This is a genomic window from Oceanobacillus saliphilus, assembly GCF_023522835.1.
GTDB classification, from domain to species: domain Bacteria; phylum Bacillota; class Bacilli; order Bacillales; family Amphibacillaceae; genus Oceanobacillus; species Oceanobacillus saliphilus.
Map to the genome: position 1 here is coordinate 101,821 of NZ_JALCZU010000002.1, position 21,275 is coordinate 123,095.

General features: G+C 38.7%; 19 protein-coding genes. All 19 read right to left on the reverse strand.

Annotated elements, in window-relative coordinates:
* Positions 1-90: 90 nt before the first annotated feature.
* The 19 genes from ymdB to MN204_RS03660 all read right to left on the reverse strand — a co-directional run bounded on the left by ymdB (position 91) and on the right by MN204_RS03660 (position 21,167).
* A complete protein-coding gene (ymdB, locus tag MN204_RS03570) occupies positions 91-888 on the reverse strand; it encodes a 2',3'-cyclic-nucleotide 2'-phosphodiesterase (RefSeq protein ID WP_249869715.1) in 798 nt (265 codons plus the stop codon).
* 151 nt (positions 889-1,039) lie between these two features.
* On the reverse strand, positions 1,040-2,602 hold the full coding sequence (gene rny / locus MN204_RS03575) for a ribonuclease Y (protein WP_249869716.1): 1,563 nt from the start codon (positions 2,600-2,602) through the stop codon (positions 1,040-1,042).
* 385 nt (positions 2,603-2,987) lie between these two features.
* Complete coding sequence (recA, locus tag MN204_RS03580) at positions 2,988-4,043, reverse strand: recombinase RecA (RefSeq protein ID WP_306798579.1); 1,056 nt, start codon at positions 4,041-4,043, stop codon at positions 2,988-2,990.
* A 177-nt stretch (positions 4,044-4,220) separates the two neighbouring features.
* Positions 4,221-5,465 (reverse strand): competence/damage-inducible protein A, encoded by a 1,245-nt coding sequence (locus tag MN204_RS03585; RefSeq protein WP_249869717.1) that lies wholly within the window; start codon positions 5,463-5,465, stop codon positions 4,221-4,223.
* Positions 5,465-6,043: a CDP-diacylglycerol--glycerol-3-phosphate 3-phosphatidyltransferase gene (gene pgsA / locus MN204_RS03590; RefSeq protein ID WP_249869718.1), complete on the reverse strand. Its 579-nt coding sequence runs from the start codon at positions 6,041-6,043 to the stop codon at positions 5,465-5,467. Before pgsA ends, MN204_RS03585 begins: the two co-directional genes overlap by 1 nt.
* 96 nt (positions 6,044-6,139) lie before the next feature.
* Positions 6,140-7,066, reverse strand: coding sequence for a helix-turn-helix domain-containing protein (locus tag MN204_RS03595; RefSeq protein WP_249869719.1), 927 nt, complete (start codon positions 7,064-7,066; stop codon positions 6,140-6,142).
* Between the two features lie 17 nt (positions 7,067-7,083).
* Positions 7,084-7,875, reverse strand: coding sequence for a DUF3388 domain-containing protein (locus MN204_RS03600; protein WP_249869720.1), 792 nt, complete (start codon positions 7,873-7,875; stop codon positions 7,084-7,086).
* Positions 7,876-8,116: 241 nt separating this feature from the next.
* Positions 8,117-8,365: a DUF3243 domain-containing protein gene (locus MN204_RS03605; protein ID WP_249869721.1), complete on the reverse strand. Its 249-nt coding sequence runs from the start codon at positions 8,363-8,365 to the stop codon at positions 8,117-8,119.
* Positions 8,366-8,444: 79 nt separating this feature from the next.
* Positions 8,445-9,161 (reverse strand): elongation factor P 5-aminopentanone reductase, encoded by a 717-nt coding sequence (gene ymfI / locus MN204_RS03610; protein WP_249869722.1) that lies wholly within the window; start codon positions 9,159-9,161, stop codon positions 8,445-8,447.
* A gap of 10 nt (positions 9,162-9,171) precedes the next feature.
* The gene (gene yfmH / locus MN204_RS03615) at positions 9,172-10,455 is read right to left on the reverse strand and encodes an EF-P 5-aminopentanol modification-associated protein YfmH (RefSeq protein ID WP_249869723.1); all 1,284 of its coding nucleotides are present in this window, start codon (positions 10,453-10,455) and stop codon (positions 9,172-9,174) included.
* Positions 10,448-11,737 (reverse strand): EF-P 5-aminopentanol modification-associated protein YfmF, encoded by a 1,290-nt coding sequence (gene yfmF / locus MN204_RS03620; protein WP_249869724.1) that lies wholly within the window; start codon positions 11,735-11,737, stop codon positions 10,448-10,450. Before yfmF ends, yfmH begins: the two co-directional genes overlap by 8 nt.
* A gap of 145 nt (positions 11,738-11,882) precedes the next feature.
* On the reverse strand, positions 11,883-12,836 hold the full coding sequence (locus MN204_RS03625) for an ABC transporter permease (protein WP_249869725.1): 954 nt from the start codon (positions 12,834-12,836) through the stop codon (positions 11,883-11,885).
* A complete protein-coding gene (locus MN204_RS03630) occupies positions 12,837-13,883 on the reverse strand; it encodes an ABC transporter permease (RefSeq protein WP_249869726.1) in 1,047 nt (348 codons plus the stop codon). It abuts the gene before it with no gap.
* Positions 13,870-15,408 (reverse strand): ABC transporter ATP-binding protein, encoded by a 1,539-nt coding sequence (locus MN204_RS03635; protein ID WP_249869727.1) that lies wholly within the window; start codon positions 15,406-15,408, stop codon positions 13,870-13,872. The genes MN204_RS03630 and MN204_RS03635 overlap by 14 nt, the downstream gene beginning before the upstream one ends.
* Before the next feature lie 238 nt (positions 15,409-15,646).
* Entirely contained in the window at positions 15,647-16,762 is a 1,116-nt protein-coding gene (locus tag MN204_RS03640) for a BMP family lipoprotein (protein ID WP_249869728.1), read from the reverse strand.
* Positions 16,763-16,870: 108 nt separating this feature from the next.
* The gene (locus tag MN204_RS03645; RefSeq protein ID WP_249869729.1) at positions 16,871-17,596 is read right to left on the reverse strand and encodes a GntR family transcriptional regulator; all 726 of its coding nucleotides are present in this window, start codon (positions 17,594-17,596) and stop codon (positions 16,871-16,873) included.
* 239 nt (positions 17,597-17,835) lie between these two features.
* Entirely contained in the window at positions 17,836-20,115 is a 2,280-nt protein-coding gene (locus MN204_RS03650) for an FtsK/SpoIIIE family DNA translocase (protein WP_249869730.1), read from the reverse strand.
* A gap of 114 nt (positions 20,116-20,229) precedes the next feature.
* On the reverse strand, positions 20,230-20,436 hold the full coding sequence (locus MN204_RS03655) for a YlzJ-like family protein (protein WP_306798580.1): 207 nt from the start codon (positions 20,434-20,436) through the stop codon (positions 20,230-20,232).
* A complete protein-coding gene (locus MN204_RS03660; RefSeq protein WP_249869731.1) occupies positions 20,433-21,167 on the reverse strand; it encodes a ClpP family protease in 735 nt (244 codons plus the stop codon). The genes MN204_RS03655 and MN204_RS03660 overlap by 4 nt, the downstream gene beginning before the upstream one ends.
* Positions 21,168-21,275: the final 108 nt, after the last annotated feature.

A 21,275-nucleotide genomic window follows, 5' to 3' on the forward strand; every position in this document is an offset into this window, starting at 1 on the left:
CATGCGCTATTGTAGTTATATTGCTACTATATTCCTGGAGATGTTAGCTTATTCCCTATTATGCAACAAAGATTCGAACAATTCAATTAATCAACTGAAGAAGGGGTGGTCATCATTAATGATGATTCGCTCTATCATAGTTGCTTTACCCGTTTTATCATCGACTCTAACCACTATTCCGTTCAATTGTGTTCTTCCCTCTTTAGTAGGTTCAAAACGGACAGGAAGTGAAGTGAGGAAACGTTTTATTACGGCGTCACGATCAACACCCAGTATCCCATCATATGGACCGGTCATACCGACATCAGAAATATACGCCGTTCCATTCAATAAAATTCGCTCATCAGCAGTTTGGGTATGTGTATGTGTGCCGACCACTGCACTTACCCTGCCATCAAGATACCAACCCATCGCTTGCTTTTCACTCGTTGCTTCCCCATGAAAATCAACAAAAATTATATTTGTTCTTTTTTTTGCTTCTTCAATCAGTACATCCGCTTTCTGAAAAGGATCATCCACAGGGGGAAGGAATGTTCTACCTTGGAGATTGATCACTGCCACTTCCATTCCATTTATATTGATATATACAATTCCCTTGCCAGGGTTATTCCGAGGAAAATTGGCAGGACGTATCATATACTTAGCATCATCAATAAATTCAAATATTTCCCTTTTATCCCATGTATGGTTTCCCATCGTAACAACCTGGGCACCCCATTCAAGAAACTGTTTATAAATTTTTTCTGTAATTCCTTTACCTGCTGCTGCATTTTCACCATTAATAATTGTCATATTTGGTTTGTATTTATCCTTTAATCGGGGCAGATACTCCTGTACCATATCACGTCCCGGGGACCCAACCACATCACCTATAAAAAGTATCTTCATTGTCCTATCATCCTATCGTTTAGTATACTATCAGTTTTTCATATTGCTATCGGATTGTCAAAGTTCTCTATGTATAAGAGAGCTTGATGTCTCAAACAATAGCCTATACATATAACCAAAAAAACAAAAGCGATCAATGACCGCTTTTGTTCTATTTTGCATATTCAACTGCTCTTGTTTCCCTGATTACTGTTACTTTAATATGACCAGGATAATCGAGCTCTCCTTCGATACGCTTTCTTATATCACGAGCGATACGAACGGATTCTATATCATCAATCTCATCAGGTCTAACCATAATTCTGATTTCTCTTCCAGCCTGAATGGCAAATGATTTTTCTACTCCTTCAAATGACTCGGAAATTTCTTCAAGTTTTTCCAATCGCTTGATGTAATTTTCCAAAGTCTCACTTCTGGCACCTGGTCTGGCTGCAGATAAAGCATCAGCTGCAGCAACAAGAACCGAAATGATAGAGGTAGCTTCTTCATCGCCATGGTGGGAAGCAATCGAATTGATTACAACCTCATGCTCCTTGTATTTCGTTGCCAACTCTTTACCGATTTCAACGTGACTGCCTTCCACTTCGTGATCGATTGCTTTCCCGATATCATGAAGTAATCCAGCTCTTCTTGCCAATGTTACGTCTTCACCAAGTTCAGCAGCAAGCAATCCTGACAAGTAAGCAACCTCAGTTGAGTGTTTCAGTACATTTTGGCCATAGCTTGTACGATATTTTAGACGACCGAGTATTTTTACTAAATCCGGATGCAGTCCATGTACACCAACTTCAAATGTCGTTTCTTCTCCAACTTCCCGTATATATTCATCAACCTCACGTCTGGCCTTGTCCACCATTTCCTCAATTCTTGCAGGGTGAATTCGTCCATCCTGTACCAGTTTCTCTAATGCCATACGGGCAATTTCCCGTCTAATTGGATCAAAACCGGATAAAATTACCGCTTCCGGTGTATCATCGATGATTAAATCAATACCTGTTAACGTTTCTAATGTCCGTATATTTCGTCCTTCACGACCAATAATACGGCCTTTCATTTCATCATTAGGTAAGTTAACAACAGATACAGTTGTCTCTGCAACATGATCCGCGGCACATCGTTGCAATGCAAGAGAAAGGAGATTCTTAGCCTTTTTGTCAGCCTCTTCTTTTGCACGATTTTCAGCTTCTTTAATCATTACAGCAGATTCATGTTTGATTTCATTTTCGATTCGTTCTAAAATAATTTGTTTTGCCTGGTCAGATGTATATCCTGAAATGCGCTCAAGCTCAGTTTGCTGCTCTTCTTTCATAGCTTCCACTTTGCTTTTCATTTCTTCAATTTGTTGTTGTTTGTCTGTTAGAGATTGTTCTTTCTTCTCTAACGAAGACTCACGTTTGTCTAATGTTTCACTTTTTCTGTCCAGATTTTCTTCTTTTTGCATCAGACGGTTTTCTTGCTTTTGAGCTTCCATGCGTCGCTCACGTAATTCATCTTCTGTCTGCTGGCGAAGCTTGTGATTTTCATCTTTTGCTTCAAGAAGCGCTTCTTTTTTAGCTGCATCTGCATTTCTATGTGCTTCTTCCACAATCTGTTTTGCCAAGGTTTCCGCACTTGAAATTTTAGCTTCTGCAATAGATTTACGTATTAGATAACCAACAACAATACCGACGATCAGAGCAAGCAAAATGGAGATGATTAAGAGTATAATGTCCATGATTTCACCTCCCATTGCTATAAAATTGTACAATTCATTATTTGTCGGCATGTAACATTTCTGAATGCATAAAATACCAATTAATTTCATAATAAAAATTATAAAATTATACACTTTTAATATTAATTGCCAAAACCTGTAATGTCAAGGAAACGTCACAATTATTTGCAAGTACAAACGTGCAAGTTCCTTGATCACCTCACGTAAAATACAAGTTCGCCTAAAATCGCCACGTCCTATGGGCTCCATGATAAACTCCTAGAGGCTATTCTTTGCTTTCTAATCATGAAGTCGTGGGAAGTGCAGGGGCTCTTCTCTAACCTTATAAAATGTAAAAGACCTTTACCGGTAACGAGCCGGAAAGGTCTTTTACTAAAAACAGCAATTATACGTCAAGGGAATCCTGAACATTTTTTTCTTCATTCTTGGTTTTTGGTTCATCAGCTTCCGCTTCACCATCCAAATTGTAATGAACGCGGATGGCGCTATGAAGTTCCTCCAAAATCTCTTCGTTCTCACGCAAGAAGATTTTTGAATTCTCACGTCCCTGTCCAAGACGTTCACCCTTATAAGAATACCAAGCGCCGCTTTTTTCTACAATATCAAGTTCTGCAGCAATATCAAGGACTTCTCCTTCTTTGGAAATCCCCTTACCATACATAATATCTACTTCCGCCTGTTTGAACGGCGGGGCAACTTTATTTTTAACAACTTTGATTTTTGCTCTGTTACCGATCATCTCATTACCCTGTTTTAATGTTTCGGCGCGGCGCACTTCAAGTCTTACTGAAGAGTAGAACTTAAGGGCACGTCCACCAGGAGTAGTCTCTGGATTACCGAACATAACCCCGATTTTTTCACGGATCTGGTTAATGAAAATTGCCGTTGAGTGTGACTTGTTGATAGCTCCGGAAAGTTTCCTCAGAGCTTGTGACATAAGGCGTGCCTGTAAGCCCATATGAGAGTCACCCATGTCACCTTCAATTTCAGCCTTAGGAACCAAGGCTGCAACTGAATCGACAACCAAAATATCTACTGCACCACTTCGAACAAGTGCTTCCGCAATTTCAAGCGCCTGTTCACCAGTATCCGGTTGGGATAAAAGCAATTCATCCGTATTTACACCCAATGCCTTTGCATAATTTGGATCCAAAGCATGTTCCGCATCGATAAACGCTGCCTGTCCGCCTTTTTTCTGTGCTTCTGCGATGGCATGAAGCGCAACAGTTGTTTTACCTGAAGACTCAGGACCATATATTTCGATGACTCTCCCACGAGGGTAACCGCCAATACCTAGCGCGACATCAAGAGCCAGTGAACCACTGGGAATCGTGTCCAATTTCTGCATTGGAGTTTCACCGAGTTTCATAACCGAACCTTTACCGAACTGTTTCTCTATTTGTCTCAAAGCCATATCTAAAGCTTGTTTTCTATCACTCAAAGAAACTACCTCCTTAAATTATCTATCTATATCATACATTGTTTTATAAGATTTAACAAGAAAAAAACGAATAGATGTTCTTATATTTTCAAAGCTTAAATTATCCAAAAATAGTAGTTTCCGGTAGAATAAATACCACATAAACCAATTTTACATAGAAAACTGTGGTAGATACTATTATTTTAAATAGTTATAAATCATTTCCAATCCTTTTAGACAGGCTCTTTTTCTAATCGTATTGCGGTTACCTGTAAATAAAAAGGATTCTACTTGCTGATATCCTTTTACATCTCTTATGGCAATAAATACCTTTCCTACAGGCTCCCCTTCTATTTCCTTTGGTCCGGCAACACCGGTAAAAGAGATTCCAACCTGGGAGCCAAATAATTTTGTTACCTGATCAGCCATTTCAAGTGCACATTCCTTACTGACCGTTCCTTTGGATTGAATTGTTTTTCCAGATACACCTAATACATCCCGCTTGATTGCTGTGTCATAGCAAACAATTCCACCAGGACAAATTTCAGAAGCCCCATCCACAGAAACTATTTTTTCAGTAAACATCCCACCTGTTAAGCTTTCGGCTGCTGCCAATGTCATACTTCGCTTTTTAAGCAGATCGACGACAACCTGTTCAATTACCTGATCATCTTCTCCGAAAAAATAATCTCCTACTCTATCGAGAATTTTCAATTTTGTATTTTTCAATAAGGCATCAAGTCTATCTTCAGACGCTTCTTTTGCAGTCAATCGAATCACAACGTTATTTTCCTGAGCAAGTGGGGCAATCGTTGGGTTGCTCTGTGCCTGTATAAGATCCTTCAATGTATGCTCGAGGGTTGACTCACCGATTCCGATAAACTTCAGTACGAGCGATTTAATCATTTGTTTATTTCCAGTCAATTCATTAATGTAAGGTATAACTCCATCGGCTGCAATTTGTTTCATTTCTCTTGGTACTCCCGGAAGGAAAAACCATATCCTTCCATCAAGCTCCATTTTCATACCTGGAGCCATGCCAGCATTATTGACAAGGACTGTACACCCTTTAAAGATTCGTGCCTGTTTTCGATTATTCGGAGTCATTTCCCTCTTTTGGTTTGTGAAAAATAACTTAATCTTATCCATTGAATCCTTATGTTCTTCCATTTCCATTCCACTAATAAGCTGAAAAGCTTCCCTTGTCAAATCATCTTCAGTAGGCCCAAGCCCACCGGTAACGATAATAATATCCGATCTTTTTTGAGCCAGGGTGAAAGCTTCTTCAACCCGCTCCAGGTTATCGCCGACAACAGCATGATTGTATACATTGATTCCATACAAGGCTAACTGCTGTGATAGCCACTGTGCGTTTGTATTCGCTATTTGCCCAAGCAATAATTCTGTCCCGACAGCAACAATTTCCGCTTTATATTCTCTCATTACTTTGAATCCCTCATTACGTGCCAATTTTTAACAAAGTAATCTACACCCGACACTACAGTAAAGAATAATGCAAGATAAAGCATGATTGTCCCAAATGGAAAATCAATATAGGAGAAGGGGAAATTATGCAAAAGCAGAACAGCAATGGCAATCATTTGGGTGGCAGTTTTCAGTTTTCCCATCTTACCCGCTGCAAGCACAATTCCTTCCCCCGCTGCGACTAAACGGAGCCCTGTTACGGCAAATTCACGGCTGATGATGATAATGACAACCCAGGCAGGAGCCAGACCCATTTCAATCAGCAATATAAGCGCTGCGGACACAAGCAGCTTATCTGCCAATGGGTCCATAAATTTCCCGAGATTGGTTACAAGATTGTATTTTCTTGCATAGTATCCGTCTACCCAATCGGTACCTGCAGCAATAATGAAAATCATCGCTGCAACAAAATGTGCTACAGGTAGCTCAGTTGTTCCGATATCCCATGTGCCCCAATCAAAGGGAATGGATAATAAAATGATAAAAATAGGAATCATAAATATTCGTGATAATGTTAATTTGTTTGGTAAATTCATGGGTATTTTTCCTCCTATGTGTGGTTTGCATTAGAATGAGACAAAACCCTTCCAAGAAAGTAAAGGGAAGGGTTTATCATTTCCGACTGTACGCATTTATTCAGTCTCATTGATATTTAAATACAATTTCTGATGTACTGTCGTAGCCTCAACGGGATATTCCAGTTCGACTCCGTTAATTAAAATTCTTAATGCCGGAGCATATCCGATATTGAAATAAACCGTTTCCGTCCCACTCGCATCAATTTCGACCGGAGACGCACCTTCATCAAAGCTTCCATTATAAAGGGCTGCATTATTATCAACGTCCCTAACTTCGAGCCATGTATTCCTGCCCACTTCAGTTGATTCTAGTGTAATAATGATCTCATCACCAGCATTGCTCACTTCCAAAGTTGATTCAGGAGTTGAACCAGTTCCTTCTTCAACTACAGATATTTCCACTTCTGGCTGCCCTTCCTCTTCAGATTCATCCGTATTTCCTTCTTCTTCGGAATCTCCTTGATTGGAACCATCTTCCTCATCCTGATTCTGATCAGCTTCAGGTGCTCCAGATCCAATGTCATTCGGATTCGTTATAATGACATTATCCTGAGGATCTTCAACAGGAACATTGCCTTCCTCTGTCATGTTGGCTCTTATGAACCACCATGCAACAAACAGAATACCAATTATAAGTAAAACTACTATAATAGATGGGATAAAAGAAGCAAAACCAGATCCTTTTTCTGCATTATTCGCTTTTCTTGTCCGCTGGATTCTGGTATACTGTACATTTTCTTCTGTTGATGAATTGGGTATCTCTTCTTTATATTCTTCCAGTAGTTCACTGGAATCCACTCCAACTGCATTGGCATATTCCTTTATAAATGCACGCGCATAGAATTTCCCGGGTAAAATATGCAAATTACCTTCTTCAATTGCTACTAAGTATCTCTTTTGTATTTTAGTTGTTTCCTGCAGACTGTCCAGCGATAACCCGCTCGCAAGACGTGCTTCCTTCAGCTTCGCCCCTACATCCATAAATAACACCTTCCATTTTAGAAATCAAACATAGAAAAACCGCCCTGTTCGCTAAACTGCTGTTTTTCTACTGACTCATACGTTATTTCCTGATCTTCATCTGTACGTAACTCAATAATATAATCAAAATCATCCATACTATATTCTGTGGATTGCACGAAAATATCCGGATGCTCCACTACCTTTATCGAAGGAAGCTGCATAATTTCACGAATCAATTGCCAATGTTTCTCATTCGCTTTTCTTTTGGAAACTACACCATCAATAATATAGATATTGTCTGGATTATATTCTCCTTCAATCAATTGGCTCCGTACCGTCTGCTTAATCATTGTACTTGAAACAAACAACCACCGTTTATTGGCACATACACTGGCAGCTACAACCGATTCCGTCTTTCCAACTCTCGGCATGCCACGTATACCAATCAGCTTATGTCCTTCCTGTTTATAGAGCTCAGCCATGAAATCAACAAGGAGCCCTAATTCATCCCGCACAAAGCGAATTGTCTTTCGATCATCACTATCGGTGTGTATATACTTCCCATGTCGAACAGCCATCTTATCCCTTAGCTTAGGCTTTCTCAATTTATACAATTTTATCGTATCCATTGTCTGAAGAATTGATTTTAACCTCATAATATTTTCATCATATTTAGAAAGAAGCAGCATTCCCCTTCTGGAATTTTCTACTCCATTGATTGTAATGATATTAATTGAAAGCATACCTAATAAAGAAGAGATGTCGCCTAATAATCCGGGACGGTTCATTTGAATCTCATATTCCAAATACCATTCTGTTCTCTCCATAGTTAACTCCTTAATTTTACATACTTTATACATATTAAGCAATTAAATACCCGTTTGGATTTATTTATCCGTTTTTAAAAAATTTGCTAGTGCATGAACCTCTACTAGTAATATAACATATTTTTTATTTTTCTAAATAGGAATTACCGTATGTTTCCATTAAATTTATTTAATCATTGTAAAAAGCTGCATAGAGTATCCTATACAGCTTTTTACAATGTACATTTTTTAAAACCGCTATTTACTTATTTTGAACAAGTTTCACCATGATATTGGCTATAGCTTGCTGTTCCTGTTCAGTTGCAGCATTCCATAGCTCTTTTAAAACAGCTTCTTCACCGTTTTTTGCCTCTACGCTTTGAGCCAGATAATCGCCTACCTCAGCAGCTACATTTGAAATGGTTTGTTGATCCATCCCCTGCTGTTGTGCCTGTTGAAGTCGATTAGCCAAGAAACCTTTCCATGTTTCAAAATTATCAAGAACTGACATTGGCATGCCTCCTCTATTCATTTTATCCTGCATAGTATTTGATTTTAAAAATTATTTATGCAGAAAACATTAGAGTTTCTTACCAACCGCCGGTAATATTAATTATTTCGCCCTGAATATAGCTCGATCTGTCATCAAGCAAAAAACTGACGGAATGCGCTATTTCGGTTGGGAGGCCAGCCCTGTTTACTGGAATATCAGCTAAAATTGCCACTTTCTCATCCATTGACAGGTGACTGTTCATTTTCGTTTCAATATATCCTGGACTTACTGCATTTACTGTAATGCCTGAAGGCGCTACTTCCTTTGCCAATGCCTTGACAAAGCTGTTCTGAGCACCTTTTACAGATGAATATATTACTTCGTAGCTCGCGCCGGAACTGCCCCATATAGAGGTAATAAAGACAATTTTTCCGTTTCTATTTTGTATCATACGAGGCAGAAGATGTTTTGTAATCATCCAAGGTGCTTTCACATTTAATGTCAGCATGGCATCCATTACCATTTCCGATGTATCCTGCAATAATCCATAATGTCCAGCCCCGCTTGCAAAAACAATATTGTCTACAGGTAAGACAAGCTCCGCAAGAAATCTTTTAATTTCATCATTATTGCTTAAATCTGCCTGCATGACGGCAAGAACTGCTTCCCCGTTTAATTTGTTTCTAAATGCATCTATTTTTTCCCTGTTTTCATTGTAGTGAAGCAAAACATTGAAACCATCGTTAACAAGGCGTTCTGAGATAGCAAGACCGATATCTCCGCTGGCACCTATGATTAGAACGTTATTCCCCATATCTATCTCCTTATTGCGCTGAAATCGTACAGACCGCCAGGCGATTCTCACTAATCCAACTTTTTATAAAACTGTTGACATCATCCACTGTTAATTTTTGAATCTCAGGAATAATCTCAAATAAATTAATGCCCATTGAATGATAGGACGTATACTTATTGGCAATAAATTCAAGTGAGTTCATCGACCGAAGCAACTGACCGATTTTCTTTTTCTTCATTCGCGAAAAAACTTCTTCGGTAAGCTGAATGTCATTCGTGGAAAGCAATTGTTCCATCACTTTTTTTGAAAATTCATCCGGGTTATCTGTATTGCTGCCAATCATAGAATAGCCAAAGTTTTTCTCCAGATTTGTCTCAAAATAAAAACTGTCGTCAATCAGATTGCTTTTGTACAGTTCTTGATAGAATTCTCCACCAGTGGAAAAGAAATGACTGATAACCATACTCCCAAGCAAATCTTTGCGGAGAAACGCTTCTTTGCTTAATTCGACACTTGACTCTTTAATCCCGATTGTACATTTAGGAATCGAAACAGGCATTGTAATTTTGTTTTCTTTCATTGCTACATCTTCCGGCTCTTTTGGAAAATTACGCTTCAGTTCTTCCATTTCTTTAAAGCTCTTTTTCTGCTGATTGGACGTAATCATATCCATCATTGTCTCAGGGTCGAAATTCCCCGCAACAAATAATGACATGTTTTCCGGATGGTAAAACGTATGATAACAGGTGTATAAATCATCCTTTGTAATAGATGTAATTGATTCAACGGTTCCGGCTATATCGATTTTCACTGGATGGTTCTTGAACATGCTCTTGATTGTACCCATAAACGATTGCCAATCAGGCTGATCATCATACATTTTTATCTCCTGGGAAATAATGCCTTTCTCCTTTTCCACTGACTGCTCTGAGAAATATGGCTCCTGTACGAAATCGATTAATGTCTCAACATTTTGTTCGATGTTAGTTGTTGCAGAAAATAAATAAGCTGTTTTGGTAAACGATGTATATGCATTTGGAGAAGCTCCTTGTTTTCCAAAATCAGCAAACACATCCCGGTCTTTTTTTTCGAAAAGCTTATGTTCGAGAAAATGAGCCACCCCTTCTGGCACATTAATTTCCTCGGATTCACCTATTGGGACAAAGGTCTGGTCAATCGATCCATAATTTGTTGAAAATATCCCATATGCTTTCGCCATTTCCGGTTTTGGCAACAAAAACACCGTTAATCCATTAGCCAGCTTTTCCGAATAGATTGTTTCATTTATATTCTTGTACGTCTGCTTATTCATCTTTTGACCCTCCTTCACTCGTTAATAAGTACACCGTATCCTCTTCTATTTTGCTGGCAGCCTGAATAACATCCTCTTTCGTAACATTCCGTATTCCCTCTACTAATTGGTTGGGCGTTAACTTCTTATTTCCAACTACTTGCTGGTACATCATTTCAATAAGCCCCTGTGGGTGGTCCATTGTTTCTTTAAATTGATTAACAATTTGATCCTTTGTTTCAGTCAATTCATCCTCTGAAAATTCTCCGTCCTTCATTGCAGTAACTTGAACGCGAATGATATCCCTCGCTTTTTCAAAATCCTCTGGAGCTATTCCGCTGAATACAAACAACAGCCCTTTATGACTTTCCACACGGGATGAAGCATAATAAGCCAGACTGTTCTTCTCTCTTACATTAATGAATAGCTTGGAGCTTGGAAAACCGCCAAATAATCCATTAAATACTTGTAATGCGAAATAATCTTCGTCCTGAAATACGATATTCGTACGATAGCCTATATGAAGCTTAGCCTGTTGAACATTCTGCTTTTCGATAATCTCTTTTGATTCACCTGCAGATTTTTTTGCCTTTGAAGCATTATATTGGATTGAATTTGATTGATCTCGCTTCATTTCGGAAGTGATTTTTTCTTTTATCGTCTTTTCATCAAAATCTCCAAGTACATAAATATCCATGTCATCCTGCTGTATCATATTTTTATAATAATCGTACAGATTCTCATTGGTCATCTTATTCAAATCTTCCTCATAACCATGTACATGAAGCTGATACGGTTCATTCTCACACATTTCATCGATAAGGCGCATATTCGCATAGCTCATTTTGTCGTCCTGGATCGCATTAATTTTTTGCTTCAATGTATCTTTTTCACGCTTAAATATAGATTCATCAAAACCATTTTCCTTCACATTCGGCTGAAACAGAACTTCATGGAATAAGCTAATTGCATCATCTATAATGGATGACTCTTGGGGAATAAACTTCTCATTGGCAAATTCCAATCGAACGGTAATAATGTGGTTCTCCCCTTTTTTCCCACCATCAACAGATAGAACGGCACCATATAAATCATCCAATTTTAATTGAAATTCACTTCTGCTTGGATAATTTTTAGTACCCTGCTTCAAAATATATGGAAGTAATGCTCTTTTTGTAATCGTATCTTTTTCAAGTGGCGCCCTTAATTTTGCGACAATGTTTATCGTTTTGTATTTTTTACTCTGAATAAAATGTAAGTTTAGGCCGTTTTCATTTTCTTGCTTTCCCTGAATGGTATCCATATATATCCTCCGATACGATGTAATATTGGTTCTTCACATGTATTTTGCACAATTTTACCAGTTGTCATCCATTATACGGCAAAAAAAACGGACTTGCTATTATAAGCAAGTCCGCTGATCATCAACCTTCACTTTCAAAAACTTTTTATCTGTTTCCTTTAATATACGGAACACCATTTGCTCGTGGTGCATCAGCGCGACCTATGAAACCTGCAAGAGCAAGAATCGTTAGCACATAAGGCGCGATTAATAGGAAAATTTGTGGAACACCTTGAAGAATCGGGATACTAGAGCCAACAACACTTAAGCTTTGTGCAAAACCGAAAAATAATGCTGCCCCCATTGCTCCAAGCGGATGCCATTTTCCAAAAATAACTGCAGCCAATGCCATAAACCCTTGGCCAACAATTGTTGAATGTGAGAAGTTAGAAGCAATGGTAAGTGCGAATACGGAACCACCTAATCCGCCAAGTGCTCCTGACAGGATAACAGCGATATAACGCATTCTACTTACATTGATTCCGTTTGTATCTGCCGCCATCGGGTGTTCACCGACAGCTCGTAACCTTAAACCAAATGGGGTACGATACAGAACAAACCAAGCTATAAATGCAACAAAAATTGCCAAATAGGATGTGATATATATTCCTTGGAAGAAGATCGGTCCCAGAACTGGAATATCTGATAGGAACGGGAAATTGGTTGTATAGAAAGGTTGATCAACCATATCTGTTTGTCCTTTTCCGTACCACTGTTTTGTCAAATAAACCCCGACACCTAAAGCAAGCATATTGATTGCTACACCACTAACAACTTGGCTTGCATGAAAAGTAACCGATGCAACTGCGTGAATAATCGAGAAAATAGCAGAAACAACCATAGCAACTATTATAGAGACCCAAGGTGTCCATGCACCAAATACATCTGAAAAAGTCAAATTAAATACAATACCTACAAATGCGCCCATCACCATTAAACCTTCTAGACCAATATTTACAACACCAGAACGCTCACTAAATACGCCGCCTAATGCTGTAAAAATTAGAGGAGCGGAATAAAATAAAGCTGTAGGGATGACAGATTGCAATATATCAATCATTTATTTCCCCTCCTTTTTAAAGCGAAGAATTACCCATCGAATCATATAGCTAGATGCTACAAAGAAAATAATTAATGCGATAATAATGTCTACAAGCTCGGTTGGGATCCCTGCTCCGGTTGGCATTTCGCCTGCTCCCTCTTTCAGAGCCCCAAACAAGAATGCCGCAAAAACAACCCCTAACGCAGTATTAGCACCAAGTAGGGCAACAGCGATTCCATCAAATCCTAAATTCGAGAAGCTTGCCATGACTGAAATATTCCCATAGGTTCCCAAGCCTTCCATTGCACCTGCTAATCCTGAAAACGCACCTGCAATAACCATAGATAAAACAATATTTTTACTTACATTCATTCCTGCATAGTTCGATGCGTGTTGGTTGAAGCCAACAGATTTCAACTCATACCCAACCGTCGTTCTCTGGATAATAAACCACATGATAACCGCAGCAAATAATGCAATAAAAATTCCGTAGTGGACCCGAGAGTAAAACGTCATACTTTGCATCCATTCTGACGCCAATGAAGCAGATGGAGAGATTGATTCCGTTGTTGTTTGACCACTCGTTAATACTTTTCTAATGATTTCGTTTGTTGTAAATAAAGCAATATAATTCATCATAATCGTGACAATTACTTCATGTACTCCAAGCTTCGCCTTTAAAATACCAGGAATAAATGCCCATAACCCTCCTGCGATACCTGCCGCAATAACTGCAAGAGGTAAATGGATATACATTGGTGCGTCAATTGCAACGCCAACCCAAACTGCCGCAAGCCAGCCTACAATTACTTGACCCTCTGCACCAATATTAAACAATCCAGTGCGAAAGGCGAATGCAATGGATAGACCCGTCAGAATATAAGGTGTCGACCTTCTAATTGTTTCCCCTACCGTGTAGGAATCTCCAAATGCACCATTCCACAGAGCCGTATATCCCTCTATTGGATTGAAACCAGAAACCAACATGATAATTGCACCAGCAAGCAAACCCATGACAACAGAAATAACTGGCACAAGCAACGTAAATAATTTATTCGATGACATTCGGATCACCTTCCTTAACCTGACTTCCTGCCATCAACAATCCGAGCTCCTGTTCACTTGTTTCTTCCGGCTTCACTTCAGCAACTATTTTCCCGTCAAACATGACAGCAATTCGATCACTAATATTCATAATCTCATCCAATTCAAAAGAAATTAATAAAATCGCTTTTCCTTTATCTCGTTCCTCGATCAATTTCTTATGAATAAATTCAATTGCACCTACGTCAAGACCTCTAGTAGGCTGTGCAGCAATTAATAAATCCGGTGAACGATCTACTTCACGACCAATGATTGCTTTTTGCTGATTTCCTCCAGATAATGCTCTCGCCTTCGTAAATACACTCGGTGTACGTACATCATATTCCTGGATTATTTTTTCAGCTTTGTCATAAATCGCTTTATAATTCAATACTTTCGCTTTTGAATACGGCTTTTTATAATAGGTTTGAAGAACAATATTTTCACCTACTGAGTAATCCAATACAAGACCATATCGGTGTCTATCCTGAGGTATATGACCGACCCCGCTCTCCGTTACCTTTCTTGGACTTTTATTCGTGATATTTTTATTGTTAAGTTTAATCTTTCCAGATACGGCTGAACGGAGACCTGTGATAGCTTCTATCAATTCCGATTGTCCATTACCATCAACACCGGCAATTCCTACGATTTCTCCAGCACGTAATTCGAGATTTAACCCTTTCACTAAGTCTACCTTCCTAGTATCCTTAACAACTAAGTTTTCAATCGTTAAAACGACTTCTTTCGGCTGCGCTATCGTTTTTTCTGTTTTAAAATGAACCTCTCTACCAACCATAAGCGATGCAAGTTCATTTGAATTGCTTTCCGCAACATTTACGGTTCCAATACCTTTACCTTTACGAATAACTGTACATCTATCACAAACTTCTATTATTTCCTTTAGCTTATGTGTAATTAAAATAATTGACTTTCCTTCTTTAACCAGCGAGCGCATTATCCCAATCAATTCATGTATCTCTTGGGGTGTCAGCACCGCAGTTGGTTCATCAAAAATGAGTACCTCTGCACCACGGTATAATGTCTTCAAAATTTCAACACGCTGCTGCATTCCAACAGAAATATCGCTGATTTTCGCATCTGGATCAACTTTCAGACCATATCGATCCGAAATCTCTTTAATTTCATTTCTAGCTTTCTCAACATTTATAACGCCTGTCTTCTTTGTCGGTTCACTTCCAAGGATAATATTTTGCGTTACCGTAAAAGGTTCGACAAGCATAAAATGCTGATGCACCATTCCAATCCCTAATTCATTAGCAATATTTGGATTCGTTATGTTAACCTTTTTTCCTTTGACACGGATTTCACCTTGCTCCGGTTGATACAAACCAAATAAAACATTCATCAAAGTTGATTTCCCTGCACCATTTTCTCCTAAAAGTGCATGGATTTCACCTTGTTTAAGCTGGATTGTAATGTTATCGTTTGCTACGATTCCTGGAAATTCTTTTCGTATATTCAACATTTCAATCACGTATTCCACCGGTATCCACCCCTTTATCTAGTTATCTTCACTGCAAGTGTTTATTTTTAGCAGGCAGTAAAATATAAACTTACCAATCTACATAAGTGCAACTAAAGTTGTCACTAAAAGGCTGGTTAAACCTTCGTTTTTTAATAAAATCACCAAATAAAAAGGACCGGATGATCCAGATCCTCTTTAGTTGAAGATGTTATAAACATGATTGAAGAAGGCTAAAAGGATAGCCTTCTTCCCTCACTTAAAGTGAATCTAAATAATTTTCTAGGTCATCACGTGTTTGCGGGACTTCCACATCACCATTAAGAATCTTTTCTTTCCATTCATTAACAGCATTAACAATGTCCTCGGTCATTGCTTCCGTATTTGTTTCAGCAATAGCGATTCCATCTTCTTCAATTCCAAACTGTAAATGTTCTCCACCAGGGAACTCACCATCTTGAAGCATATGAGCAACATCTTTTACAGCTACGTCTACACGTTTAATCATCGAAGTCAATGTTACATTGTGATCTCCAATTTTTCCTTCTTCGTGTTGATCTGCATCAACACCGATTACCCAAATTTCACGATCTGAATCATTTTGCTTAATATCTTTTGCTTGGTTAAACACACCGTTACCAGTTCCACCAGAAGCATGGTAAATGATGTCAATATCATTTCCGTACATATTCGATGCAATGATTTTCCCTTTTGATGCATCATCAAATGTTTCAGCATACTGAACATCTATTTCGATAGCAGGATTAACTGATTTTGCACCAGCAATGAATCCAACTTCGAATTTAGTGATTAACGGAGAATCAATTCCACCAATAAAACCAAGTTTATTTGTTTTCGTTTTGTTTGCAGCAGCGACACCTGCTAAAAATGAGCCTTCATGCTCTTTAAACGTAACACTCAATGCATTTGGTGCCTCAACAATATCATCAACGATTGAAAAATACGTATCAGGGAATTGTTCAGCAGCCTTTTGAATATCCTCTTTTAAAAGAAATCCTGTACCAAAGATTAAATTGTAATCATCACGAACGAGACGCGTAATGTTCGGCATGAAATCTGCTTGAGACGATGATTGTGCATAGTCAAAGCCATTTCCTTTTGATAAACCATTTTCTTCACCCCATGCTTGGATACCTTCCCATGCAGATTGGTTAAATGATTTATCATCTACACCACCCTGGTCTGTAACCATCGCGATGCTGTAATCTGCAGATCCTTCGTCTTCAGCTCCGGAATCATCTGCATTGTTATTCGTATCCGTTGTTTCCTCTTCATCGGCTCCACCACAAGCTGCTAAAACCAATCCAAGAGTCAACAATAACGCAAACAATAAAATAAATTTACGATTTCTCATTTAAAAGCCCCCCTTAACATCATTTATTGTTACTTATTCTGACAAAAGAATCACTATAAACCCATAGAATCTTTTTATGTACCTGTCGACTTCGATTATTTCCAGCTCTTAAACGCGTTTTCTCAAAACGTGAAAACTAAAAACATCTGAGCGGAAATAATTAGCAGAATATAGTACAGCTTCATCTTCATTTGTGTAGTGGACCTGTTTCAATAAGAGAAGTGATTGATCCGCCACACAATTTAATATACTGTATATTCGGTCATGGTAACTTATTGGTTCGATAAAGGTAACGGCATAAGAAATCCTCTTATTTGCATATTCTTCTAATAGGTCGAAGATAGAGTCTTCTTCATGCACATGGTCCAGCGGTATCAATTTTGCAGGCACCTTGTCAATGCAAAATACTACAGGTTTATGATCAGCAGTTCGAACTCTTTCAATTTTTGCCAAGGTATCAATCTTTCTAGGGGAAAACTTTGCTTTATCTTCATCGGTTGCTTCTACTAATTCTGCCGACAAATACTGGGAACCGGCAATTTTGCCAGATTCTTCAATCATTTGTGTGACACTTTTCAGTTCTTCAATCCCTGATGAAAAAATCGGTTTCGAATTAACAAAGGTACCAACACCATGTCGCCTAGTTACAATATTGTCTTCCTCAAGAATTCGCAAAGCCTCTCTTAACGTAGCTCTGGAAACGCCCAAGTCCTTAGACAACTGATATTCGGATGGCAATTTCTCATTCTCACTGTATGTGCCATTTTCAATATCTCTTGTAATTTCATCGATGACCCGTAAATATAGGTGCCTAGAATCCGTTTTAATCGACACAAAATTCCCCCTTTTCCCTTTAGCTGCTTTAAAGAGATCTGACCTCTGACGTATGACTATTTGTCCGTCATTAATATTACCATTATTAATAAAATAAATAAATAGAATTAGGATAAATTTCTTAAAAAAGTCATTCTTAAATGACAAATATAGACACAATGAGGCAGGCATATATCATCATATATGCCTGCCTCTTATAAACTATCCTTTGCCAGCACACTCTAATAGCTTCCAGCGACTTAGGTTGTTTGCTCTTCCGTTGATTTGGATACCAATACTGTCCTTGGTTTACTTCCTTCATAAGGACCCACAATTCCTCTTGCTTCCATCGCATCTATTAATCGTGCTGCCCGCGTATAGCCAATCCTGAATCTCCGCTGAAGCATGGAAACACTTGCACTCTGTAATTCTGTTATCATCTGTACTGCATCATCATATAGTTCGTCATCAACTTCTTCCACAACTTCATTTGTATCTTCAGGTATCATTTCTTCCTGATAAGAAGCTTTTTGTTGGTCGATACAATGATCCACAATTCGTTCAACCTCTTCATCTGACAAAAATGCTCCCTGAACACGGGTAGGCTTTGATGAACCTACCGGCATAAACAGCATATCTCCTCTTCCAAGTAATTTCTCTGCCCCGCCGGAGTCAAGAATCGTTCTTGAATCGGTTTGAGAAGAAACACTGAAAGCAATTCTTGATGGGATATTGGCTTTGATTACACCAGTAATGACGTCTACAGAAGGTCTTTGGGTTGCAATAATCAAGTGTATTCCAGCAGCTCTGGCCATTTGAGCCAATCTGGTTATCGAATCTTCCACATCATTGGAAGCTACCATCATTAAATCAGCCAGCTCGTCTACCAATACTACAATATATGGCAAATTCGGCTGCGTTTCATCGGAGTTAACGTTATATTTTCTAATATATTCATTATATCCTTCTATGTTTCGTGTACCAGTATCCGAAAACAGATCATATCTTCTTTCCATTTCTGATACGACCTTTTTCAAAGCTCTTGATGCTTTTTTCGGATCGGTGACAACTGGTGCGAGCAGATGTGGAATTCCGTTATAGACATTCAACTCTACTTTTTTGGGATCAATCATCATCATTTTAACTTCATGAGGCTTCGCACGCATTAAAATACTTGTAATGATCCCATTTACACAGACACTTTTACCGCTGCCAGTTGCACCGGCAATTAACAGATGCGGCATTTTATTTAATTCCCCCACTACCGCTTCACCCGATATATCCCTTCCTAAAGCATATAGTAGTTTGGAAGATTTATTGTTCCACGTTTTATCCAGCACTTCCCGCAGTGATACCATGGCAATTTCCTGGTTAGGCACTTCAATGCCAACAGCCGATTTTCCAGGAATCGGTGCTTCAATTCGAATATCCTTGGCAGCAAGTGCCAGTGCAATATCATCATGTAGCCCTACGATTTTACTTACTTTAACGCCAGCTTCCGGATAAACTTCATATTTCGTTACGGCTGGTCCTACATGTACTTTCGTAATTCTCGCTTTGACACCAAAGCTCTTAAAAGTACGCTCTAGCTTTCTTACAGTTGCCTGAATTTGTGATTTTTCCTGCGTTTGAGAGTTGTGTGCAGGTTCTGCCAATAAATCAGGTGAAGGTAATACATAATCATAGTTTTCGGTGGCCGTCATTGGCATTGGTTGGTCAATATCTTCCTCCGTCTGTTCTGTTTCGGGAGATGATTTTGCCTTTGGTTTAACTACTGTTTCCAGTTCATCCGTTGCATAGGCAACTTCCGTGAAGTCATTTATAAATGGCTCCTCATGCTGAAGCTTGAGATCCTCTACAGCCGTATCTTCCGGAATGATTACTTCTTCTTTTCTATGTTGCTTTCTGTCAGCTCTTGCTTCTTTCCACCTTGCAGCTTGTTTCGTAGTAATCTGTTTCATCTTAGAAAATAACTTGGAAAAAATATCTCCCACTGATAAATCGGTTATAAATATCAGACCAATTAACATGGAGAAAACAGCCACTATTTTCGAACCTGCCAATGAGAACATATAAAAGCAGAATGCGAATATAATCGCTCCAAGAATCCCTCCACCAGTCTGCACTACTGTGCCTGTTCCGTTTGCATAGCCCAGGAAATTATTCCATGTTGTTCCAATAATAGAAGCATTCTCTGCCGAAACTAGTAGGCTTTCAAATGTCTGAATATGGGTGAAGAGCAATATTCCCGCAAACAAAATATAAAAGCCTACCATTTTCCTGCTCCGGAAATTGGGAAACTTACGTTTGACGAGTAACAACACGCCAGTTATCAGGAGGAATACCGAGGCAACAAAGTACCAGATACCAAGAAATAGTTGGAAAAAATGTTCGAGCCATCCTGGTATTGCTCCATCACTAATGGCACTTGTCCCACTTCCGAATATAGATAGAAAAATAAATAATAGTCCCAGTAATTCAAATTTTAATAGTTTTGTTTGTTTTGCACTTGTTCTTTTCGATTTTCTTTTTCTAGCCATTCTTATCACCTCTATCTCTTACCAGCATATACGAATAGTAAACCCTTGCCTACATATTGGCAAGGGTTTTATTACTACATGCAATTATATCATAAAACATGGTAAATTATTGATTCACGATAAGATTCTTCCAGGGGAAAATTCTGCGTTTAAAAAATCGTTTGGATCTGATGAGAGTAATTGCTGAATTTGATAGGAACCATCCGGCATTCTTTCTGCATATACTGTTCTGCCCTTATAGGAAACACTTTCTAAATTAGAGTAACTATCCATCTCCACGGGGAAAATATCGCTATGGGCCATAGGAGTATAGAGGATCATTGGACAACACCACTTTCAGGTGACACCTTTGGACCTATAAATTCATTCAATTTATTCATCGCCTCTTTAACGCCGCCTACCTCATCTATCAAACCATACGCTACAGCATCTTTCCCGATAACATTTGTCCCGATATCTCTCGTCAGGTTACCTTTTGCAAACATTAGATCCTTAAATTTTTCTTCTTTAATATTTGAATGCTCCACAACAAATTGAATGACTCTGTCCTGCATTTTATCCAGATATTCAAAAGTCTGCGGCACCCCGATTACCAGTCCTGTCAGTCGTATAGGATGAATCGTCATTGTAGCAGTCGGTACAATGAATGAATGCTTCGTTGCTACTGCAATTGGCACTCCAATAGAGTGACCTCCACCAAGTACGATGGATACAGTTGGCTTTGAAATAGATGCAATCATCTCCGAAAGTGCAAGCCCTGCCTCGACATCTCCACCGACCGTATTCAACAGGATGATTAGTCCCTCAATTTTCGGATTTTGCTCAATAGCGATTAACTGTGGCAATAAATGCTCATATTTTGTTGTTTTGTTTTGTGGTGGAAGTTGCAAATGACCTTCCACTTGTCCAATTATGGAAAGAACATGAATGTTAGAATCAGGTGCCTGAGGAATATTGGATTGTCCCAGCTGCTGAATTCTTTCTACAAGGGCTGATGAATTTGGTTGATTATCCTGTTGCTGTTCTTCTTTCTGCTCTGAATTATTGCTCATTTACGGACCTCCTTTATTTCAAATGACTATAAACGTAGTATGAACGTAAATACACAAAAAATACCGGCTGAAAACAGCCGATATTTTTGCGGTTACTACGATAACATT